The 26,430-nt window shown below is 37.4% G+C and carries 29 protein-coding genes and 3 pseudogenes; 31 read left to right on the top strand and 1 reads right to left on the bottom strand.

Features of this window, described 5'->3' with window-relative positions; translation table 11 throughout:
* Positions 1-359: 359 nt before the first annotated feature.
* The 23 genes and pseudogenes from AC5LXV_RS07120 to AC5LXV_RS07230 all read left to right on the top strand — a co-directional run bounded on the left by AC5LXV_RS07120 (position 360) and on the right by AC5LXV_RS07230 (position 22,982).
* Positions 360-1,718 (top strand): hypothetical protein, encoded by a 1,359-nt coding sequence (locus AC5LXV_RS07120; protein WP_110434126.1) that lies wholly within the window; start codon positions 360-362, stop codon positions 1,716-1,718.
* A gap of 42 nt (positions 1,719-1,760) precedes the next feature.
* Positions 1,761-1,943: a hypothetical protein gene (locus AC5LXV_RS07125; protein ID WP_493467800.1), complete on the top strand. Its 183-nt coding sequence runs from the start codon at positions 1,761-1,763 to the stop codon at positions 1,941-1,943.
* Positions 1,944-2,303: 360 nt separating this feature from the next.
* Positions 2,304-3,038 (top strand): DUF4123 domain-containing protein, encoded by a 735-nt coding sequence (locus tag AC5LXV_RS07130; protein ID WP_493467801.1) that lies wholly within the window; start codon positions 2,304-2,306, stop codon positions 3,036-3,038.
* Between the two features lie 29 nt (positions 3,039-3,067).
* On the top strand, positions 3,068-3,325 hold the full coding sequence (locus tag AC5LXV_RS07135; RefSeq protein WP_493466187.1) for a hypothetical protein: 258 nt from the start codon (positions 3,068-3,070) through the stop codon (positions 3,323-3,325).
* A gap of 131 nt (positions 3,326-3,456) precedes the next feature.
* Positions 3,457-8,346, top strand: coding sequence for an RHS repeat-associated core domain-containing protein (locus AC5LXV_RS07140; RefSeq protein WP_493467802.1), 4,890 nt, complete (start codon positions 3,457-3,459; stop codon positions 8,344-8,346).
* Entirely contained in the window at positions 8,346-8,819 is a 474-nt protein-coding gene (locus tag AC5LXV_RS07145; RefSeq protein WP_493452988.1) for a hypothetical protein, read from the top strand. Before AC5LXV_RS07140 ends, AC5LXV_RS07145 begins: the two co-directional genes overlap by 1 nt.
* Before the next feature lie 223 nt (positions 8,820-9,042).
* Positions 9,043-9,519 carry a hypothetical protein gene (locus AC5LXV_RS07150; protein ID WP_493467803.1) on the top strand — a complete coding sequence of 159 codons (477 nt, stop codon included), beginning with the start codon at positions 9,043-9,045 and terminating at the stop codon, positions 9,517-9,519.
* A 165-nt stretch (positions 9,520-9,684) separates the two neighbouring features.
* The gene (locus AC5LXV_RS07155) at positions 9,685-11,388 is read left to right on the top strand and encodes an RHS repeat domain-containing protein (RefSeq protein ID WP_493467804.1); all 1,704 of its coding nucleotides are present in this window, start codon (positions 9,685-9,687) and stop codon (positions 11,386-11,388) included.
* The gene (locus tag AC5LXV_RS07160) at positions 11,388-11,861 is read left to right on the top strand and encodes a hypothetical protein (protein WP_493467805.1); all 474 of its coding nucleotides are present in this window, start codon (positions 11,388-11,390) and stop codon (positions 11,859-11,861) included. Before AC5LXV_RS07155 ends, AC5LXV_RS07160 begins: the two co-directional genes overlap by 1 nt.
* Before the next feature lie 167 nt (positions 11,862-12,028).
* Entirely contained in the window at positions 12,029-13,753 is a 1,725-nt protein-coding gene (locus tag AC5LXV_RS07165) for an RHS repeat domain-containing protein (RefSeq protein ID WP_493467806.1), read from the top strand.
* Positions 13,753-14,226 (top strand): hypothetical protein, encoded by a 474-nt coding sequence (locus tag AC5LXV_RS07170; protein WP_493467807.1) that lies wholly within the window; start codon positions 13,753-13,755, stop codon positions 14,224-14,226. The genes AC5LXV_RS07165 and AC5LXV_RS07170 overlap by 1 nt, the downstream gene beginning before the upstream one ends.
* Before the next feature lie 237 nt (positions 14,227-14,463).
* On the top strand, positions 14,464-14,943 hold the full coding sequence (locus tag AC5LXV_RS07175) for a hypothetical protein (RefSeq protein WP_493467808.1): 480 nt from the start codon (positions 14,464-14,466) through the stop codon (positions 14,941-14,943).
* 238 nt (positions 14,944-15,181) lie between these two features.
* Entirely contained in the window at positions 15,182-15,652 is a 471-nt protein-coding gene (locus tag AC5LXV_RS07180; RefSeq protein WP_493467809.1) for a hypothetical protein, read from the top strand.
* Positions 15,653-15,902: 250 nt separating this feature from the next.
* Positions 15,903-16,376 (top strand): hypothetical protein, encoded by a 474-nt coding sequence (locus AC5LXV_RS07185; RefSeq protein ID WP_493467810.1) that lies wholly within the window; start codon positions 15,903-15,905, stop codon positions 16,374-16,376.
* Positions 16,377-16,541: 165 nt separating this feature from the next.
* Complete coding sequence (locus tag AC5LXV_RS07190; protein WP_493467811.1) at positions 16,542-18,104, top strand: RHS repeat domain-containing protein; 1,563 nt, start codon at positions 16,542-16,544, stop codon at positions 18,102-18,104.
* Between the two features lie 10 nt (positions 18,105-18,114).
* A complete protein-coding gene (locus tag AC5LXV_RS07195) occupies positions 18,115-18,552 on the top strand; it encodes a hypothetical protein (protein WP_493467812.1) in 438 nt (145 codons plus the stop codon).
* A 249-nt stretch (positions 18,553-18,801) separates the two neighbouring features.
* On the top strand, positions 18,802-19,317 hold the full coding sequence (locus AC5LXV_RS07200; RefSeq protein WP_493467813.1) for a DUF7919 family protein: 516 nt from the start codon (positions 18,802-18,804) through the stop codon (positions 19,315-19,317).
* Between the two features lie 207 nt (positions 19,318-19,524).
* Positions 19,525-19,998, top strand: coding sequence for a hypothetical protein (locus AC5LXV_RS07205; RefSeq protein ID WP_493467814.1), 474 nt, complete (start codon positions 19,525-19,527; stop codon positions 19,996-19,998).
* 164 nt (positions 19,999-20,162) lie between these two features.
* Positions 20,163-20,741, top strand: coding sequence for an RHS repeat domain-containing protein (locus AC5LXV_RS07210; protein ID WP_493467815.1), 579 nt, complete (start codon positions 20,163-20,165; stop codon positions 20,739-20,741).
* 51 nt (positions 20,742-20,792) lie between these two features.
* Entirely contained in the window at positions 20,793-21,308 is a 516-nt protein-coding gene (locus AC5LXV_RS07215; protein ID WP_493467816.1) for a DUF7919 family protein, read from the top strand.
* 152 nt (positions 21,309-21,460) lie between these two features.
* Positions 21,461-21,790, top strand: a pseudogene (locus AC5LXV_RS07220) (RHS repeat-associated core domain-containing protein); the annotation flags it as partial.
* A 206-nt stretch (positions 21,791-21,996) separates the two neighbouring features.
* Positions 21,997-22,284, top strand: coding sequence for a hypothetical protein (locus tag AC5LXV_RS07225; RefSeq protein WP_493467817.1), 288 nt, complete (start codon positions 21,997-21,999; stop codon positions 22,282-22,284).
* Positions 22,281-22,982: a hypothetical protein gene (locus AC5LXV_RS07230; RefSeq protein WP_493467818.1), complete on the top strand. Its 702-nt coding sequence runs from the start codon at positions 22,281-22,283 to the stop codon at positions 22,980-22,982. Before AC5LXV_RS07225 ends, AC5LXV_RS07230 begins: the two co-directional genes overlap by 4 nt.
* A 378-nt stretch (positions 22,983-23,360) precedes the next feature.
* On the opposite strand, the gene AC5LXV_RS07235 is transcribed toward AC5LXV_RS07230, so the two are convergent.
* Positions 23,361-23,576 carry a hypothetical protein gene (locus AC5LXV_RS07235; RefSeq protein ID WP_493467819.1) on the bottom strand — a complete coding sequence of 72 codons (216 nt, stop codon included), beginning with the start codon at positions 23,574-23,576 and terminating at the stop codon, positions 23,361-23,363.
* Between AC5LXV_RS07235 and AC5LXV_RS07240 the strand changes: the two are divergent.
* From AC5LXV_RS07240 to AC5LXV_RS07275, 8 genes and pseudogenes are all read left to right on the top strand, one after another.
* A pseudogene (locus AC5LXV_RS07240) lies at positions 23,546-23,779 on the top strand (RHS repeat-associated core domain-containing protein); the annotation flags it as partial. The gene AC5LXV_RS07235 and the pseudogene AC5LXV_RS07240 overlap by 31 nt on opposite strands.
* A 57-nt stretch (positions 23,780-23,836) precedes the next feature.
* The gene (locus AC5LXV_RS07245; protein ID WP_493467820.1) at positions 23,837-24,268 is read left to right on the top strand and encodes a hypothetical protein; all 432 of its coding nucleotides are present in this window, start codon (positions 23,837-23,839) and stop codon (positions 24,266-24,268) included.
* Between the two features lie 54 nt (positions 24,269-24,322).
* The gene (locus tag AC5LXV_RS07250; RefSeq protein ID WP_493460488.1) at positions 24,323-24,649 is read left to right on the top strand and encodes a hypothetical protein; all 327 of its coding nucleotides are present in this window, start codon (positions 24,323-24,325) and stop codon (positions 24,647-24,649) included.
* A gap of 153 nt (positions 24,650-24,802) precedes the next feature.
* Positions 24,803-25,234, top strand: a complete 432-nt coding sequence (locus AC5LXV_RS07255) for a hypothetical protein (protein ID WP_493467821.1) — start codon at positions 24,803-24,805, stop codon at positions 25,232-25,234.
* 59 nt (positions 25,235-25,293) lie between these two features.
* On the top strand, positions 25,294-25,620 hold the full coding sequence (locus AC5LXV_RS07260) for a hypothetical protein (protein WP_493467822.1): 327 nt from the start codon (positions 25,294-25,296) through the stop codon (positions 25,618-25,620).
* A gap of 45 nt (positions 25,621-25,665) precedes the next feature.
* A pseudogene (locus tag AC5LXV_RS07265) lies at positions 25,666-25,764 on the top strand (RHS repeat-associated core domain-containing protein); the annotation flags it as partial.
* 9 nt (positions 25,765-25,773) lie between these two features.
* Entirely contained in the window at positions 25,774-26,205 is a 432-nt protein-coding gene (locus AC5LXV_RS07270) for a hypothetical protein (RefSeq protein WP_493467823.1), read from the top strand.
* A 59-nt stretch (positions 26,206-26,264) separates the two neighbouring features.
* A complete protein-coding gene (locus tag AC5LXV_RS07275; protein ID WP_493467824.1) occupies positions 26,265-26,393 on the top strand; it encodes a hypothetical protein in 129 nt (42 codons plus the stop codon).
* Positions 26,394-26,430: the final 37 nt, after the last annotated feature.

Raw genomic sequence — 26,430 nt, forward strand, 5'->3', positions numbered from 1 at the left:
AGATTACTGCCGTGTAGGCAGTCATTTTCCACAAAAAAGTTGAGGAACGATTCTCTAAGATTCAAAGCTATACTTTAAAATTTTAAATTAATAATAACATTTACAAAAGTTAACAAATTAAAATTTAAAAGCAGTTGCTTAGATTTTTTTTTATCACTATACTTCCCGCTGATTTTAAATACAAAATCTGGTTTATATTTAGTCATCGCATCTTAAAAAATCATATAAAACATTAAGTTACTTGACAGGATTGTCATTATGAATTATAATTTTAAACACCAAACACCAAACACCAAACCTGCCTAACTCATCATTTAAATTCGATTAATTTTAGTAATAAACCAATCATTCTACTTTTATTGACGTTATGTATTTTAACGGTCAGTCAAAAAAGTCATGCACTTACAGCACATACCATAAATATCATTGTTGGTAGTAAACCGAAAGTTGTCGATATAACAGCAGCCGCCAAAAAACATGGCTTTATCTTAAATGGTGTTTTTTACAGTTCAAGCACTCATAATTTAAGTGATACAAATATCAATGAATTTGATGGTTTTACTAAATTAAGCGATTTTATTATCAAAAACTATACCGCCAATGATTTAGATAATTCGTCTAATTATGATGATGCCGAAGGAGATAGTATAAGTCATAGCCAACCATTTGCCGTTGGCCAGACGATTTACCAGTGGTTTGATAATAATGGGATAAGAATTGCTGATAGCGATAAACTGAACATAATTGGTTGTGGAAGTGGTTATGCGATGCCGTTAACGTTGACAATAACAACCTCAGTAAAAACTTATTCTGAATATGGTAACCCAAATGAAAGTGAGGCAGTAGCGATAACTAAATTATACAAAATCGCATCAAAATCTAAGTTATGCTATGCCAAACCTTATTCAACAGAATCCAAATCAGGCTATCAATGGGTCGGGATTAATTCTGCGGATGGTTATAATTGGAATGATCCTAATTTTTCCCAACCCAATCCAAATAATGGTGGAGGTTACTCTGTTGATTATGTACCTAATTGGGGATATAAAGCCAATCCGGCCGCATCATCAGGCAAAATATTTCCAACTACAGGTTTTTCTGGCGCCAAATTTCAATTAGTGATGACCGGTGCCCAAACGGATTATGAGTTTTCTATCCCCGTTAATCCTGGCGGTAATGTAAGTGTAGATGATCAAGGTTATATTACGCTAAATGATAAACCCACAGGTGCCGTTACAATAAATGCGAAACTAATTAGAGATAATAATATTGTCCATCAATATACCTTTGATGTAACCAGGATGTGGGTTGTTCCCCACAATGGTAAATATACTTATGATCAAGCAGTACAAATTTGTAATGGACAAGATAATATGTTAACTATGGCAGATCTTTCTAATTCACCACGATCCTATGACTATTATAATCTAACCAGTGCAGACCATATTAGTAATAGTTATACAAGAAAAATAGGTGATTCAGTATTTGGAGAATGGGGATGGGCGACTAAAAATAGTTATCCTGATTCAAATTGGCGAGAAGATCCTATTGATACAGCAACTTTTTCCGGTCGTTATTGGACTAAAGAAATCAATAAAACTGATTCTCAATGGGGATTCGTTGTTCATTGCCATGATGGTTATGTTGTTAGTTATTCTTTTAGGTTGATTGGTTCTATGTATAACTCTTCTTATGCAAATGTCGTTTGTAAAAAGTAAGTGATAGGTTTTGTATAACCAATATCACTTTACCAAGGAGAGGTGACGCTAATAGGTAAATTTGAACGAGCCGTAAACAATAATGAAATTATTCTCTTTTTTAAAGGTGAAGGTGACTATTTTTCGCCGGAGGAAGGTAATATGGGATATTATAATGAGATACTTAATTTTATTGGAATGATGTGGAATGTCTATACTTTTTCATACAACAAAATTAAGGGGTAACTGTTTATTAAATGCCATCGGCGTCAAATAACCTAATGATGAATGCCGCCGATTGTTGTTTTACCAATATGCATAAGCAGAAAAACGTTGTCGTAGTTCATTCGTATTGGTGAATATCTTATTTTTGATAAATTCAGTTTTTATTGTCTTAAATGTCGCTTCAGCAACGGTATTATCCTAGAGGGTGACGTTTGATATCCTCAAACAGCTACATTTGCATTTATTGTTCAATATTTATGCGATGAATTAGCTTAAATTTTATCCGTTATTAAACCAATCATATAATTGCCTTATGCAGTTAAAGCACCTATAATCAAGTCAATGACATTATCAGTTATCGGTGTTGATTAAGAGGTCAAGATGACTAAGCTTGCACTATCAGACTGGAGTCAAATAACAGCCACGGCAAAGATGCCGCTTTACGCTGTGTTATCGAATGTCAGTGATGCGCAGTCAGTGAAAAACTATTATGTGACTGATGGCTCGCAAACTCCTTATGGGCTTTATACCGGTACGCCCTATACTAATTGGCATAGTGTGATGCCAATGATTGTCCAACTTGATGAAAATAGTCCGTTTTTAAATTGGGTCAGCCAAACTGAATATCAGAATTGGGGGTGGTTGGCACGTTCACATTTGCCCTTTGAATCGATTTGTGCTCATCTGCGCAGTTTAACCCAAGTGATTATGCCGGATGGTGAAACGGTCTTTTTTCGCTACTGGGATGGTACCTATTTGGCTGAACAAATCCGTTTTATGGCCGATAGTTGGGCTGAGGTATTACCGGCGTTTGCCTTTTACTGGATCAATGGTGAACCTTTTACTGTTTTTGTTCCACTACAGGCAGAGGCGCAAGTTTCCCCTTGGTGGCAAGTGCCGGCTGAACTTATCGATTATCTATCACAAAAAAATAAGACGCCTTTAATTGGTAATATTATTCAATGTTTGCAGGAAGAGTATCCAACTTACTATTTTCAATTTGATGAGGAGATTATACATAAAAAGCTAGTACATCTATTATCGCATCTTGTTATTGAAAAGGGTGAAAACGGCGTAAGTAAAGCGGTTCAACAGCTAATTAAATACACATTATAAAAACACAATACCTCACAGGGATGTAAAATATGGATAAAAAGAATCGAAAACAAGAAGTTTTACAGTCTGTCTTAGCGCGTTTCTCTCGTATTTTAGACGATATCGACTACTCTGCTCACGCTAAATATAAAAAGAAGTTACAAGAAAGTGGTGTGGCAAGCAGCATTCAAATATTAGCATTAAATGATAAGCTCAGTAAAACCATGGAAGAAAGGGCGGAGGAAATAGGAAGGGGCTTACCCCCTGGAGATATCCACAAGAAGAATATAAGGATAAAAATGGAGTAACCGCGCAGTGTCCTTTAAATAAACAGATTATTATTCAATATGGATTTGAACTCTCAACCTCTGTATTTTCCGATGCCCCTGTAGAGGCAGCCCAACAGCCTGACGGTAAACGATTTATTAAAGTCGGTAACTTGAAAGGGCAACTTATACCACAATTAGCCAAAATCGTTCCGAATAAATGGGGCGCAAATAACATGTCCCATACTGAATATTTTCCCGATGAAGAAAATGCAATCCCATTTGAATTGGATGATAACGGCCGGGCAGTTATTGATGGCTGTCAACCCGGCAAGCGTTATTATATTCGTATGGACCCCTTTACAAATCAACAACAAGTTGATGAGTGGCTAAATGGTTATAAACGTATTATTCAACATTTATCTGAATTTTTAGAATCCGAATGGGACAATGTCCATGAGCAACGGTGGCAAATCTTTGATAAAGCTATGGCTGAAGCCACTCAACGAATTTACGATAATCCCATATCAGAGGAAATCCCATTAGCAACGGCAGTCGGTGGTGATTTTTTTGAGGGGGTTGCGGATCGCGCGGTAGAAAAAACCGGTGAAAGTATAGAGTCCGTCATCGATGGATGGGATTTCATGATTGACCACGGGGCAATATATGCTTCACTACTTACCCCAACAAATCCATTTCTTGCGCAAGCTGCCGGTAAGAAATTATTGGAATCGTGTCAGTCATTATTCCAAACTCAAGAGCCATCAGAACCCCCCAAAACAGAAAACGAAATAAAAGACGTCTATTTTTTTGTTCAAGATGAAGTATATCTGTATATTATCACGGCCGCCCTTGAGTATTGGTATGAAATACAGTCGCCAAAAGATAAAGCTTATTTATTGGGTAAAGATTTTTTTGATTTTGCCGTTGATGTGGCGCAGTTTTTTGCCGAATGCTATGTAATGGGAAAAGCTATCCCTATTGCTGCAAGCGTTTTACGAACCTCTTCTTCAACAATCAGTCGAACCACCGCTAATTTACTGGAAAAAGGCAAGAGTTTTATATCAACCAAAACTTCGGTTGCAAAAGCAACTACTGCGGAAATAATTGGTTCGCTTCCTGAACGTTTTATCCAGTTTTTTAATAAAAAACAGCTAAAAACTTCAGTGACAAAGGTAGGCGGTACAACAGCTGAAGCGACCGGATTAAAAACGGTTGTTAAAAATGAAAGTAAGAAATCAGTTAACGTAGTGACGAATGCTGGCAAAGATGAAAACATCCTTACATTAAACAACAATAAAAATATAAAAAATACCCCGCCAAAAACGCAAAATGGAAAAAAAAATACAACAGGAAAAGAACATAGAAAAAACCTCGATCCGGTATCAATGTTAACCGGTGAAGAGCTATTAACCTTAGTTGATGATACCCTATTTAGCCAGTTCCCTTTTGTTTGGCAGCGGCTTTACCGAACCAGTGCGGTGGAGTTCAATTGTGGTCTGGGTTATGGTTGGAGTCATAGCCTTTGCCATACGTTAACCTTTACCGCGGATGACCGCGTTATTTGGCAAAACCACGAAAACAATCTTATTAGCTTCCCACAACCTACCGAGTCAGCGCCGGCGATTGTCAACTTATTATCCGAAGCGGCACTCTATTTAGGTCGAAAACCGAATCACTATCTGGTTAGCAGTGAGTTTGGTATTTATCACTTTAAGCGAGACTCGGCTACCGCCAGCACAGCCAAACTGGTGGCTATCAGTGATAAATATGGTCATGAGCATACCGTGATTTACGATACAGAGGGTAAACTGATAGCCCTTGAGCTGGCTGGTGGCTTAAAGCGGATAGCACTGACTTACTCAGCGCAAACCCCTTCACTTATCACTGAGGTAAGTGAGTTTACTCGCCAGTCAGCAATACAGGAATGGCAACTGCTACGCCCAATTATGCATTATCAGTACAATGAACAGCAAGAGCTGATAGCGGCAAGTAATGCATTAAATCAAACCGAGCATTATCGTTATGGGGAAGGGCATCTTATTGTTCAGCGTCAACTGGCGGGAGGCGCGATATTTAGCTGGCAGTGGCAAGGTGAAGGGAAATCGGCGGTTTGTCATCGTCAAATCACCAACTTTAATGGTATTGAAAGTCGTTACGAATGGGATACCCAGCAGCGTAAATCGACCGTTTACCAGTCAGATGGCACGACCTTAATCTACATTCATAATCAACAAGGTAAACTCATTAGTGAAACCAATGCCAATGGTGACACGACCACCTACGAGTATAATGACAACGGTCAAATGACCGTAAAAACCGATGCGCTCGGCGGTCAGACCCATTATGTCTATAATGAATTTAATAATCTGACTGAAGTTAACACCCCCGACGGGCAATCGACCTACTATTACTGGTGGGATGAGCAAATCAGTGAGATTATACAAGGCAACCGCAATTGGAAGTTTCGCTACAATGGTTATGGAGACCGCATAGAAGAAATTACGCCAGAAGGGAAAAAGACGCAATATCAGTACAATGAAGATGGACAGTGTATTGCGATTATCTACCCGGATGGTACTAAATTAACTCAAGCATGGGATGATGCCGGTCAACGAACACAAACCACCTATCCGGATGGCCGCATTGAGTATTATACCTATGATGCCCAAGGGCGAATAACGGCCATCAGTGATGGGCAAAACCAGACGATAAGCTACACCTATGACAGTTTGGGGCAAGTTACCCAACTGACCTACCCGAACAAGACTACGCGGGAATATCGCTATAATGCTTATGGCAAAGTGACTTGGTTTAAGGATGAATCGGGCAAGGTGACGGAATATGAGTATGCCTCACCGCTGCACTTAGTAACGGAAAAACGCTTACCTAATGGTGAGCGGCTCAAATTTCGCTATGACAATGTTCACGTACAGATGAGTGAGATTGAGAACCAAAAAGGTGAAGTGTATCACTTAAACTATACCCCGACCGGGCAGCTAAGTGAAGAGATAGGCTTTGATGGCATTAGAACCACCTATCATTATGACAACGCCGGGCGTATTATCGAAAAAAGGGAATATGGTAACACGCCGGATGCGGAGCCTTTGGTGACACAGTACCAGCGTGATATCACGGGTCGCTTGGTTCGGCGAATTTTTGCTGACGGCGTTATTGAGCAGTATGAATATGATGCATATGGTCAGTTGATTAAAGTTAAAGACGGTCAAAATATACTGGTTTGGGAATATAATCTTGATGGTCAGATGACGGCGGAACATCAAAACTGGGCAACGATTCGTCACCGTTATGATAAAACCAGTGGTTTGCTCGACGGCACCAAACTCCCCGATGGGCAGTGGTTGGAATACCATCACCGTAACGGTCAGCTACGAGGAATGACGCTAGAGGGGCAATCCTTAATCGGCATGTTTTATGACTCAGCCGGACGAGAGCGTGAGCGGCGTCAGGGTAATGGCTTAATTAACCGTTATCACTATGATGAACTCGGCCAGCTGGCGTCACACCAAATCTACCGTGGTTTTGATGTTGAACTCAATGATACCCCGCTGCCGGTCTGGCAACAGCAGTACCAATATGAGCCCGATGGTCAGCTTGCCCAAATCAACGGTCATCAAGCCCGCCATTACCGTTATGATAAGTTAGGTCAACTGCAAACGGTCAGCTATCCGCAAGCGAATCGCGAAGAGCATCATGCGGAAAAAGTAGAGCTGTTTAGTTATGATAGCACCGGCAATAAAATCAGTGAGAAACAATCTTTAGCACAACTTGAAGCGAAAGTGAACCGTGGCAATCGGCTACTGTTTTTTAGTGATAAACATTTTGAGTATGACCGTTTTGGTAATTTAATTGCCGAAAAGCGCGGTAAAAACCAAAGTCTGGTGACGCATTATGAGTATGATTGCCGACATCGTCTAATCAAGGTGATTAAACCCAGTGGTCAGACCATTACCTACAGCTATGACCCGTTTAACCGCCGTACCAGTAAAACGGTTAATGGCAAAACCACGGAATTTATCTGGCAAGGTCATAAACTGATTGCCGAAACCGACAATGACAAGCACTGGCAAAGTTACCTCTATGAGCAGGACTCCTTCCGGCCATTGGCGTTAGTACAGGGCAATGCCCAACAAGGCAAAACCCAACTCTACTGGTACCAAAACGACCAACTCGGCACGCCGATAGGGTTAACCGATGGATTTGGTGAAACATTATATGAATGCCAGTATAATGGCTATGGGCAAATTATTGATGAAACCTACCATGAAGTTGGCAATCGAGCTATTCCTGATAACCCGCTGCGTTTTCAGGGACAATATTACGATGAAGAGACAGGTCTACACTACAACCTAAATCGTTACTACGACCCCTTTGTCGGGCGGTATATAACCCAAGACCCAATAAAGCTGATTGGTGGTCTCAATTTTTATCAATACTGTCAGAATCCGGTCAATTGGATTGACCCGCTTGGGTTTAAAAATATACCGGGGTGTGGCAAACAAAATCGACCTCCATTAAACGAGAAAAAAGCTAGGGAAATTGCTGGGTTAGAAAAAGATCAACGACCAGCTAATGTCCTTGAATACTTGTCAAAAGAATATGTAGATGCACATCTGGCCTTATTTGAGCAAGAAGGTGCCAGTTTTATTGTGATTGACAGATGGCTTATTAATGATCTTAAAAGGGGACACAAAACTTTAGCACCAGATAAGTTTGTAGCTTTAAGATCAGATATGGAAAAAATCCTTGCTGAATACCGAGCTGCCGGTAACGATAGGCAAGTATTGATTAAACGATTAGGATTGGATGCAAAGGATCTTAAAGGCGCGCGAATATATGTCGTTCATATTAAACCAGACGATATTCGCTTTAAGTTTGGAATGTCCACCGGTAAAGAAGTCGGAGCCAATAGCAAGTGGTTGCCGGGCGGTTGGACCAGTGGTGGTATTAGAGAAGCCATTTTAAGAGGGTCGGAGAAAATTATACATAATGGCTCGATTGAAAAATTATTAAAATACTTTGAAAAATGGGAGGAGTTATAATGAAGGGTTATTTTGACGAAGCAGTAAATAATAATGAAATTACTGCCTATTTAAACGGTGAAGGTGACTATTTTGCCCCAGAGGAAGGTAATATGGGATATCATAGTCATATCATTAATTTTACGGGAATGTTGGGGTATCTTGAAAAGCAAGAACATCCCTATCAACTGTTGGTTAAATATTTTAGATTATACTTAAGTTCACTTAAGGAAGATCCTCTAGATGCCTGGGGTTTATTTAATAATCTTGGTTGTTATTATACTCTTCGAAAAGATAATAGCTATTTTTTAACGCAAAATGAAGATTTAATGGATGAATTAACCGCGGAAGAGAAAAAGAAAATCGGGGTATTATGTCGTTATTTAAGAGATAACTTTGATAAAGTTCCGGGTTCAGCACAAATGTACCCTATTGAAAAACAAATGAAAATGGAAATTAAATATGGTTGTCCATATAATCTTTTGACTTTTTAATGGTTAAGTTGTGAGTTGCGATTTAACCGGAGAATAGTTTAAAAAAAAACAGAGTGTTACCGGTTTGGCTATAACGCTTGGAATCTATCAACAGATTCCAAACGGTAATGGTTATGTTCTATACCCGCAAGTGAACATCTAAAATAAACCTAGAACTTGCAAGCTGATAAGCATATTAAGGGATACTTTTTTGTCATAAAAATCTTCAATAGAAGGAGTTCCCATGAAAGGTGATTTTGAACAAGCAGTAAACAATAATGAAATTAGTGCCTATTTGAAAGGTGAAGGTGACTATTTTGCGGCAAATGAATGGAGCCGAGGATATCAGAGTTATATGACTAATTTTTTGGGAATGATGGGATATCTTAAAAAGCAAGAATATCCGCATCAACTGTTGATCAAATATTTTAGATTATACTTAAGTTCACTTGAGGAAAATGTTGAAGACGCTTGGAGTTTATTTGAAAATATAGAATGTTATTATCATCTCAGAAAAGATAATTCCTACTTTTTTTTAACTCAACATGAAGATTTAATTGATGAATTAACCGCGGAAGAGAGAAAGAAAATAGGAGTATTATATCGTTATTTAAGAGATAACTTTGATAAAGTCCCGGATGCAGAAAATATGAACCCTTTAGACATACAATTTAACTTTACTCGTAAAAATGGTTGCCCATATGATCTTTTTTCTTTTTAATGATTAAGGTGTGAGTTGCGATTTAACTGGAGAATAGTTTAAAAAAATTATAGCGTTACCGGTTTTGCTGTAAAGTATGGAATCTATCAACACATTCCAAACGGTAATGTTTATGTTTTATACCCGCAGCCAACATAAGTTACCAAACTCCCCGATGGGCAGTGGTTGGAATACCATCACCGTAACGGTCAGCTACGAGGAATGACGCTAGAGGGTCAATCCCTAATTGGCATGTTTTATGACTCAGCCGGACGAGAGCGCGAGCGGCGTCAGGGTAATGGCTTAATTAACCGTTATCACTATGATGAACTCGGCCAGCTCGCGTCACACCAAATCTACCGTGGTTTTGATGTTGAACTCAATGATACCCCGCTGCCGGTCTGGCAACAGCAGTACCAATATGAGCCTGATGGTCAGCTTGCCCAAATCAACGGTAATCAAGCCCGCCATTACCGTTATGATAAGTTAGGTCAACTGCAAACGGTTAGCTATCCCCAAGCGAATCGCGAAGAGCATCATGCGGAAAAAGTAGAGCTGTTTAGTTATGATACCACCGGCAATAAAATCAGTGAGAAACAATCTTTAGCGCAGCTTGAAGCGAAAGTGAACCGTGGCAATCGGCTACTGTTTTTTAGTGATAAACATTTTGAGTATGACCGTTTTGGTAATTTAATTACCGAAAAGCGTGGTAAAAACCAAAGTCTGGTGACGCATTATGAGTATGATTGCCGACATCGTCTAATCAAGGTGATTAAACCCAGTGGTCAAACCATTACCTACAGCTATGACCCGTTTAACCGCCGAACCAGTAAAACGGTTAATGGCAAAACCACGGAATTTATCTGGCAAGGTCATAAACTGATTGCCGAAACCGACAATGACAAGCACTGGCAAAGTTACCTCTATGAGCAGGACTCCTTCCGGCCACTGGCGTTAGTACAAGGCCATGCCCAACAAGGCAAAACCCAACTCTACTGGTACCAAAACGACCAACTTGGTACCCCAATAGGGTTAACGGATGGATTTGGTGAAACATTATATGAATGCCAGTATAATGGCTATGGGCAAATTATTGATGAAACCTACCATGAAGTTGGCAATCGTGCTATTCCTGATAACCCGCTGCGCTTTCAGGGACAATATTACGATGAAGAGACAGGTCTACACTACAACCTAAATCGTTACTACGACCCCTTTGTCGGGCGGTATATAACCCAAGACCCGATAAAGCTGATTGGTGGTCTCAATTTTTATCAATACTGCCAGAATCCGGTCAATTGGGTAGATCCGCTTGGGTTTAAAAATATACCGGGGTGTGGTGGCACCCGTAATAGAACTTCAATGAGCGATGAAGAATTTGAGAGAATAGCGGGGTTAGAAAAAGATCAACGACCAGCTAATGTCCTTGAATACTTGTCAAAAGAATATGTAGATGCACATCTGGCTTTATTTGAGCAAGAAGGTGCTAGTTTTATTGTGATTGATAAATGGCTTATGAATGATCTTGAAAAGGGATTCACTACTTTTCCAGCAAATAAGTTTGTGGCTTTAAAATCGGATATGGAAAAAATCCTTGCCGAATACCGAGCAGCCGGTAACGATAAGCAAGTATTGATTAAACGATTAGGATTGGATGCAAAGGATCTTGAAGGCGCGCGAATATATGTCGTTCATATTAAACCAAACGATATTCGCTTTAAGTTTGGAATGTCCACCGGTAAAGAAGTTGGTGCCAATGACAAATGGTTGCCGGGCGGTTGGACCAGTGGTGGTATTAGAGAAGCCATTTTAAGGGGATCGGAGAAAATTATACATAATGGTTCGATTAAAAAATTATTAAAATACTTTGAAAAATGGGAGGAGTTATAATGAAGGGTGATTTTGAACATGCAATAAACAATAATGAAATTACTGCCTATTTAAACGGTGAAGGTGAGTATTTTACACCTGAAGAATTTAGTATGGGATATCATAATGAGATGATTAACTTTATGGGAATGATGGGATATCTTAAAAAGCAAGAACATCCCTACCAAGAGTTGGTCAAATATTTTAAATTATACTTAAGTTCACTTAAGGAAGAACCTCTAGATGCTTGGAGTTTATTTAGAAATATTGCTTGTTTTTATACTCTTCGACAAGATAATTCCTATTTTCTAACGCAAAATGAATATTTAATTGATCAATTGACTGCGGAAGAGAAAAAGAAAATCGGGGTATTATATCGCTATTTAAGAGAAAATTTTGATAAAGTCCCGGGTGCAGCACAAATGTATCCTATAGATAAACAATTTGAATTTACTCTTAAAAAAGGTTGCCCATATGATCTTTTTTCTTTTTAATGATTGAGATGTGAGTTGCGATTTAACCGGAGAATAGTTTAAAAAAAAACAGAACTTTACCGGTTTGGCTATAAAGTATTGAATCTAATAACAAATTCCAAACGGTAATGTTTATGTTTTAGACCCGCAAGTGAACATAAATTACCAAACTCCCCGATGGGCAGTGGTTGGAATACCATCACCGTAACGGTCAGCTACGAGGAATGACGCTAGAGGGGCAATCCTTAATTGGCATGTTTTATGACTCAGCCGGACGAGAGCGCGAGCGGCGTCAGGGGAATGGCTTAATTAACCGTTATCACTATGATGAACTCGGCCAGCTGGCGTCACACCAAATCTACCGTGGTTTTGATGTTGAACTCAATGATACCCCGCTGCCGGTCTGGCAACAGCAGTACCAATACCAATATGAGCCTGATGGTCAACTTGCCCAAATCAACGGTAATCAAGCCCGCCATTACCGTTATGATAAGTTAGGTCAACTGCAAACTGTCAGCTATCCCCAAGCGAATCGCGAAGAGCATCATGCGGAAAAAGTAGAGCTGTTTAGTTATGATACCACCGGCAATAAAATCAGTGAGAAACAGTCTTTAGCGCAGCTTGAAGCGAAAGTGAACCGTGGCAATCGGCTACTGTTTTTTAGTGATAAACATTTTGAGTATGACCGTTTTGGTAATTTAATTACTGAAAAGCGCGGTAAAAACCAAAGTCTGGTGACGCATTATGAGTATGATTGCCGACATCGTCTAATCAAGGTGATTAAACCCAGTGGTCAGACCATTACCTACAGCTATGACCCGTTTAACCGCCGTACCAGTAAAACGGTTAATGGCAAAACCACGGAATTTATCTGGCAAGGTCATAAACTGATTGCCGAAACCGACAATGACAAGCACTGGCAAAGTTACCTCTATGAGCAGGACTCCTTCCGGCCACTGGCGTTAGTACAGGGCAATGCCCAACAAGGCAAAACCCAACTCTACTGGTACCAAAACGACCAACTCGGCACGCCGATAGGGTTAACCGATGGATTTGGTGAAACATTATATGAATGCCAGTATAATGGCTATGGGCAAATTATTGATGAAACCTACCATGAAGTTGGCAATCGTGCTATCCCTGATAACCCGCTGCGCTTTCAGGGACAATATTACGATGAAGAGACAGGCCTACACTACAACCTAAATCGTTACTACGACCCCTTTGTCGGGCGGTATATAACCCAAGACCCGATAAAGCTGATTGGTGGTCTCAATTTTTATCAATACTGCCAGAATCCGGTCAATTGGATAGATCCGCTTGGGTTTAGTAGCCTGCCGAAGAGTGGTGTAAAGACCGATACCACTGAATATAATGGTGTTCCAATATCCAGAGAACTATATGAAAAAATTACTAAGTTAGGTAAAAATAATCGACCGACTAATCCCCGTGAATACTTACCGGACGGTTATGTAGATGCACATCTGGAGTTATTTAAACAAGAAGGTGCCGGTTTTATTGTGCTTGACAAGTGGCTTATTGATGATTTTAGATTGGGATTCACTAATTTTCCACCACTAAAGTTTGTGGCATTAAGCTCCGATATGGAAAAAATCATTGCCGAATACCAAACAGCGGGTAAGGATAGGCTAATATTGAGCGAACGATTAGGATTAGATAGAGCGAAGCTTGAAGGCGCGCGAATAGTTTACATTCGTCTTGATCCTAAAAATGGTCAATATAAGTTTGGAATGCCAACGGGTAATGAAGTCGGGGCGAATGATCTATGGCGTCCGGGGGGCAAAACTATAGGGGGGGGAAGAGAAGCCGTTTGGGAAGGGTCAGAGGCTATTAAACATGACGGTTCCCTTGAAAAATTATTGAAATACTTTGATAACTGGGAGGAGTTATAATGAAAGGCGATTTTGAACAAGCAGTAAATAATAATGAAGTTAGTGCCTATTTGAAAGGTGAAGGTGACTATTTTTCGCCAGAGGAAGGGTGTATGGGATATCATAGTTATATCATGAATTTAATGGGGATGATGTTCTATCTTGAAAAAAAAAAACATCCCTATCAAGAGTTGGTCAAATATTTTAAATTATACTTAAGCTCACTTAATGAAGGTGCTCTAGATGCTTGGAGTTTATTTAGAAATATTGCTTGTTATTATTTTCTTCGAAGTGATAATTCCTATTTTTTAACGCAAAACGAAGATTTAATCGATGAATTAACTGTGGAAGAGAAAAAGAAAATCGGGGTATTATGTCGTTATTTAAGAGAGAACTTTGATAAAGTCCCCGGTGCAGCTGATATGAGACCAATTAATGATCAGATGAAATTTGTGTATGAAGATGGTTGCCCATATGATCTTTTTTCTTTTTAATGATTAAGGTGTGAGTTGTGATTTAACCGGAGAATAGTTTAAAAAAAACAGAACTTTACCGCTTTGACTATAACGTTTGGAATCTATCAACAGATTCCAAACGGTAATGTTTATGTTTTATACCCGCAAGTGAATATCTAAAATATACCTAGAACTTGCAAGCTGATAAGCATATTAAGAGATACTTTTTTGTCATAAAAATCCTCAGTACTATCACTTTACCAAGGAGGAGTTCCCATGAAAGGTGATTTTGAACAAGCAGTAAAAAATAATGAAATTAGTGCCTATTTGAAAGGAGAAGGTGACTATTTTGCGCCATGGGAAATGATTAGGGGAAATCATAATTTTATAAATAATTTTATGGGAATGATGGGATATCTTAAAAAGCAAGAATATCCCTATCAACTGTTGGTCAAATATTTTAGATTATACTTAAGTTCACTTAAGGAAGATGTTCTAGATGCTTGGAGTTTATTTAGAAATATTGCTTGTTATTATTTTCTTCGAAGTGATAATTCCTATTTTTTAACGCAAAATGAAGATTTAATCGATGAATTAACTGCGGAAGAGAAAAAGAAAATCGGAGTATTATTTCGTTATTTAAGAGAAAATTTTGATAAACTCCCATTAGAGGATATAGCTGAAATGAAGCTTTTTGATGAGCAGATAGAAGTATTGAAAAAACGGAATTGTCCATATGACTTTCTTTCTTTTTAATTATTAGGTATACAAGTTCCGATTTAACCGGAGAATAGTTTAAAAAACAGATGGCTACCGTTTTTCTATAAAGTATGGAATCTACCAACAGATTCCAAACGGTAATGGTTATGTTATATACCCGCAAGTGAATATCTAAAATATATCAAGAATTTGCAAGCTGATAAGCATATTAAGGGATAGTTTTTTGTCATAAAAATCCTCAGCACTATCACTTTACCAAGGAGAGGTGACCATAATGGGTAAATTTGAACGAGCTGTAAACAATAATGAAATTAGTGCCTTTTTTAAAGGTGAAGGTAGCTATTTCTCGCCAAATGAATGGAACCGAGGATATCATAGTCCTATGACTAATTGGATGGGAATGATGGCTAATCTTGAAAAGGGAGAAAATTCCTATCAACTTCTGGTCAAATATTTTAAATTATATTTAAGTTCATTAAAGGAAGATGTTCTAGATGCTTGGGGTTTATTTAATAATCTTGATTGTTTTTATATTCTTCAAAAAGATAATAGCTATTTTTTAACTCAACATGACGATTTAATTAGTGAATTAACAGAGGAAGAGAAAAAGAAAATCGGGGTATTATGTCGTTATTTAAAAGATAACTTTGATAAAGTTCCTGATTCAGCCAGTATGAGACCTATTGATGAGCAGATGAAGATGGTAAAAGCAGATGGTTGTCCATATGATCTTTTTTCTTTATGACTTTTGACTTTTTAATGGTTAAGTTGTGAGTTGCGATTTAACCGGAGAATAGTTTAAAAAAACAGAGTGTTACCACTTTGGCTATAAAGTATTGAATCTAATTACAAATTCCAAACGGTAATGGTTATGTTATATACCCGCAAGTGAACATCTAAAATATATCTAGAACTTGCAAGCTGATAAGCATATTAGAGATACTTTTTTGTCATAAAAATCCTCAGCACTATCACTTTACCAAGGAGGAGTTCCCATGAAAGGTGATTTTGAACAAGCAGTAAATAATAATGAAATTATTGCCTATTTGAAAGGTGAAGGTGACTATTTTACGCCAGAGGAATTTAATATGGGGTATCATAGTTTTATTATGAATTTCACAGGAATGATGTCCTATCTTAAAAATAAAGAACATCCTTATCAAGAGTTGGTCAAATATTTTAAATTCTACTTAAGTTCGCTAAAAGAAGATGCTTTAGATGCATGGAGTTTATTTAACAATATTAGTTGTTTTTATACTCTTCGAAGATATAATCCCTTTTTTTTGACTCAAAATGATTACTTAATCGATCAATTAACAGCGGAAGAGAAAAAGAAAATTGGGGTATTATATCGTTATTTAAGAGAGAATTTTGATAAAGTCCCGGGTGCAGCACAAATGTATCCTATAGATAAACAATTTGAATTTACTCTTAAAAAAGGTTGTCCATATGATCTATTTTCTTTTTAATTATTAAGGTGTGGGTTGCGATTTAACCGGAATAATTTTAAAAAAAAACAGATGGCTACCGGTTTTCTATAAAGTATGGAATCTATCAACAGATTCCAAACGGTAATGTTTATGTTTTATACCCGCAAGCCAACATAAGTTACCAAACTGCCCGATGGGCAGTGGTTGGAATACCATCACCGTAACGGTCAGCTACGAGGAATGACGCTGGATGGGCAATCCTTAATTGGCATGTTTTATGACTCAGCTGGACGAGAGCGCGAGCGGCGTCAGGGTAATGGCTTAATTAACCGTTATCACTATGATGAACTCGGCCAGCTTGCGTCACACCAAATCTACCGTGGTTTTGATGTTGAACTCAATGATACCCCGCTGCCGGTCTGGCAACAGCAGTACCAATATGAGCCCGATGGTCAGCTTGCCCAAATCAACGGTAATCAAGCCCGCCATTACCGTTATGATAAGTTAGGTCAACTGCAAACGGTCAGCTATCCGCAAGCGAATCGCGAACAGCATCATGCGGAAAAAGTAGAGCTGTTTAGTTATGATACCACCGGCAATAAAATCAGTGAGAAACAATCTTTAGCGCAGCTTGAAGCGAAAGTGAACCGCGGCAATCGGCTACTGTTTTTTAGTGATAAACATTTTGAGTATGACCGTTTTGGTAATTTAATTACCGAAAAGCGCGGTAAAAACCAAAGTCTGGTGACGCATTATGAGTATGATTGCCGACATCGTCTAATCAAGGTGATTAAACCCAGTGGTCAGACCATTACCTACAGCTATGACCCGTTTAACCGCCGAACCAGTAAAACGGTTAATGGCAAAACCACGGAATTTATCTGGCAAGGTCATAAACTGATTGCCGAAACCTATAATGACAAACACTGGCAAAGTTACCTCTATGAGCAGGACTCCTTCCGGCCACTGGCGTTAGTACAGGGCAATGCCCAACAAGGCAAAACCCAACTCTACTGGTACCAAAACGACCAACTCGGCACGCCGATAGGGTTAACGGATGGATTTGGTGAAACATTATATGAATGCCAGTATAATGGCTATGGGCAAATTATTGATGAAACCTACCATGAAGTTGGCAATCGAGCTATCCCTGATAACCCGCTGCGCTTTCAGGGACAATACTACGATGAAGAGACAGGTCTACACTACAACCTAAATCGTTACTACGACCCCTTTGTCGGGCGGTATATAACCCAAGACCCGATAAAGCTGATTGGTGGTCTCAATTTTTATCAATACTGCCAGAATCCGGTCAATTGGATAGATCCACTTGGGTTTAAGGGTATGCTAGGGCAAGGAGAAACACTTCCATTACTTTTAGAAAAAACGATGGAAAACCCGTGGATGGTAGGAACTGAAATAGAGTCTATCATTGTTCCTGAAGGAGGTATGTATGCGGAGATGGCATTAGCTCCTGGACAAGTAATGGGTAATAACGTATTTTTGGGTTCATGGGCAACAACAGAGTCAATAACCAGTGTCAGTTTTGTAAGAAATAAGCTAGCTGTAACGCCTGCATTTAAAGAAGAGATCGCTTATGTTCAAAAAATATTCATTCCCGAAGGGGTTCGAATCCAAACAGGCATAACTGGACCACAAATTTTTAATGGTATTATATACCCAGGAGGGGCGCCTCAAATACAGATATTAAATATTATAGATAAAAATAAAATTATACAAATAGGTAAACCAAGACCAATAAAATAATGAGAGAAATATGGATAAAATATATGATTTTCAGTTTATTAATAAACATCAGGGATATGATACTATCAATAATCCAGATATGTTAAATCAGTCTGAATTACTACCTATTGGTATAAAATGGAAATTTAATGGCTCACAGTATTCAATAGTGAATGAAGATGGCGTGATAGGGGTTATACTAGAAAAACGCAACGAGTTAGCAATAATTGAAGGGATGAAGTCATTTACTACAAATAAAGCCTATATCGTTAATGGAAAAGGAGCTTTATTGTGGAACATTGGAGAATTATTATATAAACAAAAACATGTTAAAACTAACAAAATTTTTTTTGTATATAATGAAAATGATTTGGTTTATTTTTTATTTAATAATTCATTATGTGATTATCGATTTAGTATAGATCCAATAACTGGTGAAATTAGCGATTTTTATGAAGTAAAATGGTAGTGTTTATATTAAATATTGAGTTGAATGTAAACTGTTGTAGTATGAAACACAAGTGTTAGCCTCACACCAAATCTGATTCTCTTTTTTAATAATAAACATTTTGAGTATGACCGTTTTGGTAATTTAATTACCGAAAAGCGCGGTAAAAACCAAAGTCTGGTGACGCATTATGAGTATGATTGCCGACATCGTCTCTAATATGGGGTGTGTCCAATGGGCTGCATGCACGAGGTATAAGAGGTGAAAAATATGTATTTTAAAGATCAAACACATTATAGTTACAATTTTGACGATATGTATTTTAAAGATCATACATACTATAATTATTATGTGAACAAACCGCTAGAAATGATTATCAATATTGGTTGGCTTTCTTCTGAACATTTTTATGAAATGGGCGATACAGAACCAAAATTTATTGAAAAACTCACAGAAATTATAATCAGTAATGATATTTATAATTATAAATTTAACAAGATTAGATGCAATGCTCCTTGTAATTTATGTAGAGAATGTATTGAACTACCTTATATAAATAAGAGGAGAAATGTACTTATGGATATGCCTCTAGGACATAGTGAATTATTAATTCCATCACAAGTGAATAATCAATATTATGCGTCACCAGGTCTTATCCTCCATTATATAAGGGATCATTATTATAAACCACCACAAGAATATATAGATTCTGTGATGGCATTAGATTTAACGCAACCATTTAACGCTCAAGATTGTTTTGATTTGTTAAAGAAACAAAACTTATAAAATTAAACTGAGAAATATTCACTATATATCTAAAGTTTGCAAGGTGATGGGGGTATCACCAGATACTTTTTATTACTCAAAAAACTTGCCAATTTTTAATTATTAGTGATGATTAAATTCCCCCGCTAAGCTAATATTAAATTTATATCTAAATGTGTGTTTCCTGAAATATCTTTGCCAATGGTCTAAAACCAAGGATGAGTTCTCATGAAAGGCGATTTTGAAGAAGCAGTAAATAATAATGAAATTACTGCCTATTTTAACGGTGAAGGTGACTATTTTTCACCAGAGGAAGGGTGTATGGGATATCATAGTTATATCATGAATTTCACAGGGATGATATCCTATCTTAAAAATAAAGAACATCCTTATCAATTGATGGTCAAATATTTTAGATTATACTTAAGTTCACTTAAGGAAGATGCTCTAGATGCTTGGAGTTTATTTAGAAATATTAATTGTTTTTATTTTTTCCAAAAAAATAATCGCTATTTTTTAACGCAAAATGAAGATTTAATCGATGAATTAACTGCGGAAGAGAAAAAGAAAATTGCGATACTATGTCGTTATTTAAGAGAAAATTTTGATAAAGTCCCGGGTGCAGCACAAATGTACCCTATAGATAAACAATTTGAGTTTACTCGTAAAAATGGTTGCCGATATGATCTATTTTCTTTTTAATAATTAAAGTGTGAGTTGCGATTTAACCGGAATAATTTAAAAAAAAACAGATGGCTACCGGTTTTCTATAAAGTATGGAATCTATCAACAGATTCCAAACGGTAATGTTTATGTTTTATACCCGCAAGCCAACATAAGTTACCAAACTCCCCGATGGGCAGTGGTTGGAATACCATCACCGTAACGGTCAGCTACGAGGAATGACGCTAGAGGGGCAATCCTTAATTGGCATGTTTTATGACTCAGCCGGACGAGAGCGCGAGCGGCGTCAGGGTAATGGCTTAATTAACCGTTATCACTATGATGAACTCGGCCAGCTTGCGTCACACCAAATCTACCGTGGTTTTGATGTTGAACTCAATGATACCCCGCTGCCGGTCTGGCAACAGCAGTACCAATATGAGCCTGATGGTCAACTTGCCCAAATCAACGGTAATCAAGCCCGCCATTACCGTTACGATAAGTTAGGTCAACTGCAAACGGTCAGCTATCCCCAAGCGAATCGCGAAGAGCATCATGCGGAAAAAGTAGAGCTGTTTAGTTATGATACCACCGGCAATAAAATCAGTGAGAAACAGTCTTTAGCGCAGCTTGAAGCGAAAGTGAACCGTGGCAATCGGCTACTGTTTTTTAGTGATAAACATTTTGAGTATGACCGTTTTGGTAATTTAATTACCGAAAAGCGCGGTAAAAACCAAAGTCTGGTGACGCATTATGAGTATGATTGCCGACATCGTCTCTAATATGGGGTGTGTCCAATGGGCTGCATGCACGAGGTATAAGAGGTGAAAAATATGTATTTTAAAGATCAAACACATTATAGTTACAATTTTGACGATATGTATTTTAAAGATCATACATACTATAATTATTATGTGAACAAACCGCTAGAAATGATTATCAATATTGGTTGGCTTTCTTATGAACATTTTTATGAAATGGGCGATACAGAACCAGAATTTATTGAAAAACTCACAGAAATTATAATTAACGATGATTTTTATGATTATAAATTTAATAGGATAAGATGCAATGCTCCTTGTAATTTATGTAGAGAATGTATTGAAATACCTTATATAAATAAGAAGAGAAATGCACTTATGGATATGCCTCTAGGACATAGTGAATTATTAATTCCATCACAAGTGAATAATCAATATTATGCGTCACCAGGTCTTATCCTCCATTATATAAGGGATCATTATTATAAACCACCACAAGAATATATAGATTCTGTGATGGCATTAGATTTAACGCAACCATTTAACGCTCAAGATTGTTTTGATTTGTTAGAGAAACAAAACTTATAAAATTAAACTGAAAAATATTTACCATATATCTAAAGCTTGCAAGGTGATGGAGGGGTAAAAACTCGCTAAATAGGCTAAATAGGCTAGATAGGCTATGCTAATTCGTACAGCTTAAAGTATAAGCTATTCTAAAAAAAGGCAAAACCCAACTCTACTGGTACCAAAACGACCAACTCGGCACGCCGATAGGATTAACCGATGGATTTGGTGAAACATTATATGAATGCCAGTATAATGGCTATGGACAAATTATTGATGAAACCTACCATGAAGTTGGCAATCGTGCTATCCCTGATAACCCGCTGCGCTTTCAGGGACAATATTACGATGAAGAGACAGGTCTACACTACAATCTAAATCGTTACTATGACCCCTTTGTCGGGCGGTATATAACCCAAGACCCGATAAAGTTGGCGGGGGGATGGAACTTCTATCAGTATGTGTGTGGTAACCCTGTAAAATGGTCTGACCCATTAGGATTAATTAAAGGTTTATCTGATGGTGTTATCATATCTACTCCAAATCAAAACTATCGAGCAATTGCGATGGGAGTGGAAAGTTTAAGCCCTACTCAAGCAACAGTTTTAGCTGAGCTCCCTAGCTATGGTTCAAGCACTATTGCTAAAAAAAGCCTTTTTGGACAAAATGATTTAGTCGCACTTAGTGCCGCAACAGGGAAGAGTTTGCAATGTTTACCACTGGTGGGCGTAGATTAATTGTTCGAGGAAATGCTACCAGTATTCCGATAGATATAAATAAAGCGAAAGTGCTTGGTGAACAAGGTTGGCGTTGGTCTAGCCATGTACATCCTGATGGTACATTGATGTCATCGGAAGGAGATCGATTAATTATCAGATTTTTTAGAAATACAAGAAGTGAAATATTTGATCTAAAAGGCACAAGAATACTCTTTAATTCTAAAGGTGATATGATAACCCCAGACAGGAAACCGTTACCGAGTAGGATACGAGAATGATTGATACAAAAAAATATATTGAAAATGAATTACAAGAAAAAGCAAGATTATTAACAGTTGAAACATTAAGTGAATATATTATTCCCGCAGAAATTAATGAGAAAATGACTCTGGGTATTGAATATCATAATAATGGGGATCGATTCTTTTTTCTATATCTTCCTGGTGAGCCAGCAAAAATGGGTATTGAGATTATCCGTACTTACGGCAATATCCATACTGGCGAATGTAAAGTGACGTTTGTTGGTCTCGATAAAAAAATTGATGCTTCACTCAATGAATTAACTAAACAAGATATTTTAGGCTCAGCAATTGCTATCCCTCTCAATGAGTGTTATTTCATTTCCGCTCAAGTATTGTATGTGTCTTATTTAGATGAGACTATTCTTCTTGGTATTTATGGTGATAAAGTCAAAAAAACTAAAGAGATAAGTGCTCCTCCTACATATCCAAATCGATTCTCTCATTTAATTTATTCAAATGCTCAGCATATAAAAAGTGGTGGTTGGTCAATTATCTATTTTAGTGAAATAGACAAAAGTTACAAAAATTTAGCTCGTAGAATAGTTGATAATGAATTATGGTTAAATGACACTCGAATTAGAACAGCCACGGAGAGCGATAAAAAACTATTTGATATGATGGAAGTAAAATCAAAAGAAGAAGTTGAATGTATGCTAGCAGGATATTTTAATTAAATTAAATTAAATGGTTAAATAAATCAAATAAATAAAAAACCAATTATATTTATTATAATATAAAACATAGTAAGCTCCTTGAAAGATAAAATATTGTATATGTAATCTGGTTATCTATTAGAACGCTAGATTTGAAAACTTATACTTAAACATGTTTGTTTCCTGAAACATCTTTACATGCACTAGCAATCTGACTAACAATAGTCAAAAATAGCTAATCGTTATTGGGGCTGTTTTATAACTCATTAGGCCATAAGTGTGAGCAAATAGATTGCTTAACCGCCGTAGCCGTAAGACGGTTAATGGCAAAATAACCGAATTCAAATACTCGTCTCATCCATGAGACTCGCTTCTGTCGAGCCAACGTTAAAGCGTTGTTCAAATTTTTCCCGAAAAATGTGTGACAAGGTCATAAACTGATTGCCGAAACCGACAATGACAAGCACTGGCAAAGTTACCTCTATGAGCAGGACTCCTTCCGGCCACTGGCGTTAGTACAGGGCAATGCCCAACAAGGCAACCCCCAACTCTACTGGTACCAAAACGACCAACTCGGCACGCCGATAGGGTTAACCGATGGATTTGGTGAAACATTATATGAATGCCAGTATAATGGCTATGGGCAAATTATTGATGAAACCTACCATGAAGTTAGCAATCGTGCTATCTCTGATAACCCGCTGCGCTTTCAGGGACAATGCTACGATGAAGAGACAGGTCTACACTACAACCTAAATCGTTACTACGACCCCTTTGTCGGGCGGTATATAACTCAAGACCCGATAAAGCTGATTTGTGGTCTCAATCTTTACCAATACAGCCCAAATCCAGTTAACTGGATTGAACCGCTTGGGTTGTCTTCAGTAGTGACATCTGGAACTGAGTTTGCAATTGATTTTTATGTCGTTCCAAATGGACCAAGTGCGACTCTACCAACTATTGGGTATCGTTATATGCGATATTTGAATGATGATGGTACTGTAAATCATTTGGTATCAAAGACTTTAAATACGATGACAAATAAAGTAAGTTACTTTGATTTTAGAAGATTTAGTAATGACTCAGCTGCAATAGATGCTTATCAAATTAGTAGGTCATGGTCTGACGCGAGGCTCTTAGGCGAATTTGATACATTACAACTTTTTGAAAATGGTATCGTTAAAGCAAGAATTCCAAACTGGGCTGGTGATACTATGAAGGGTAAACTTGAACCTTTTGCTATGGCTTATCCTGAATATGGTTTAGGGGGAAGCGCAGCAACTACATGCAAATTATATGTTGATTAAATCAAAAAAAAATCACTATACTTACAGAGTGAGTTTTGCATCAAGGATATTAGAATGAGAGCGTTATATTATATTTTAGTTGATATTGATCTACATCCATATTTAGCTAATGCTCCAGATGGAGTGTTAAAAATAGCTATTACCGCAGACAATTGTAGAAAAAACGCACCAATTATTTACATTGAAGGAAAAGGAAAAGCAGATAACGCGTGTTCTCTTTCTTTAGAAGATGTATATAAGTATTCATTTTTAAAATATTTTGAGGAGCAAAACATCACTTGGATTTTAGACTTTATACGTGATATTCCAAATTTTACGGAAAAAGAATTAACGCAAGAAATAGTATCTCATGGATTAGCCTTAGTTACACAAGAATATTAACTTTATTGTATAACAATATCTTTGTGATTTTATGTTAAATTTTTAGACCCCTTTGTCGGGCGGTATATAACCCAAGACCCGATAAAGCTGATTGATGGTCTCAATCTTTACCAATACAGCCCAAATCCAGTTAACTGGATTGAACCGCTTGGGTTGTCTTCAGTAGTGACATCTGGAACTGAGTTTGCAATTGATTTTTATGTCGTTCCAAATGGACAAAGTGCGACTCTACCAACTATTGGGTATCGTTATATGCGATATTTGAATGATGATAGTACTGTAAATAATTTAGCATCACTGACTTTAGATACGATGACAAATAAAGTAAGTTACTTTGGTTTTAGAAAATTTAGTAATGGCTCAGCTGCAAGAGAAGCTTATCAAATTAGTAGGTTATGGTCTGAAGCGAGGCTCTTAGGCGAATTTGATACATTACAACTTTTTGAAAATGGTATCGTTAAAGCAAGAATTCCAAACTGGGCTGGTGATACTATGAAGGGTAAACTTGAACCTTTTGCTATGGCTTATCCTGAATATGGTTTAGGGGGAAGCGCAGCAACTACATGCAAATTATATGTTGATTAAATCAAAAAAAAATCACTATACTTACATTACAGAGTGAGTTTTGCATCAAGGATATTAGAATGAGAGCGTTATATTATATTTTAGTTGATATTGATCTACATCCATATTTAGCTAATGCTCCAGATGGAGTGTTAAAAATAGCTATTACCGCAGACAATTGTAGAAAAAACGCGCCAATTATTTACATTGAAGGAAAAGGAAAAGCAGATAACACGTGTACTCTTTCTTTAGAAAATGTATATAAGTATTCATTTTTAAAATATTTTGAGGAGCAAAAAATCACTTGGATTTTAGACTTTATACGAGATACTCCAAATTTTACGGAAAAAGAATTAACGCAAGAAATAGTATCTCATGGATTAGCCTTAGTTACACAAGAATATTAACTTTATTGTATAACAATATCTTTATGATTTTATGTTAGATTTTTAGACCCCTTTGTCGGGCGGTATATAACTCAAGACTCGATAAAGCTGATTGGTGGTCTCAATTTTTATCAATACAGCCCAAATCCAGTTAACTGGATTGATCCGCTTGGGTTGTCTTCAGTAGTGATATCTGGAACTGAGTTTGCAATTGATTTTTATGTCGGTCCAAATGGATCAAGTGCGACTCTACCAGCTACTGGGTATCGTTATATGCGATATTTGAATGATGATGGTACTGTAAGTCATGCGGTATCAGTGACTTTAGATGAGATGACAAATAAAGTAAATTATTTTGGTATTGTAAAATTTAATACTGGCTCAGCTGCAAGAGAAGCTTATCAAATTAGTAGGTTATGGTCTGACGCGAGGCTCTTAGGCGAATTTGATACATTACAACTTTTTGAAAATGGTATCGTTAAAGCAAGAATTCCAAACTGGGCTGGTGATACTATGAAGGGTAAACTTGAACCTTTTGCTATGGCTTATCCTGAATATGGTTTAGGAGGAAGCGCAGCAACTACATGCAAATTATATGTTGATTAAATCAAAAAAAAATCACTATACTTACATTACAGAGTGAGTTTTGCATCAAGGATATTAGAATGAGAGCGTTATATTATATTTTAGTTGATATTGATCTACATCCATATTTAGCTAATGCTCTAGATGGAGTGTTAAAAATAGGTATTACCGCAGACAATTGTAATAAAAACGCACCAATTATGAAGTGACCCCCAATAGTTGGACAACCAATTACTGAGGGTCTTT

The sequence above is a fragment of the Gilliamella sp. LMG 34359 genome (assembly GCF_984569085.1).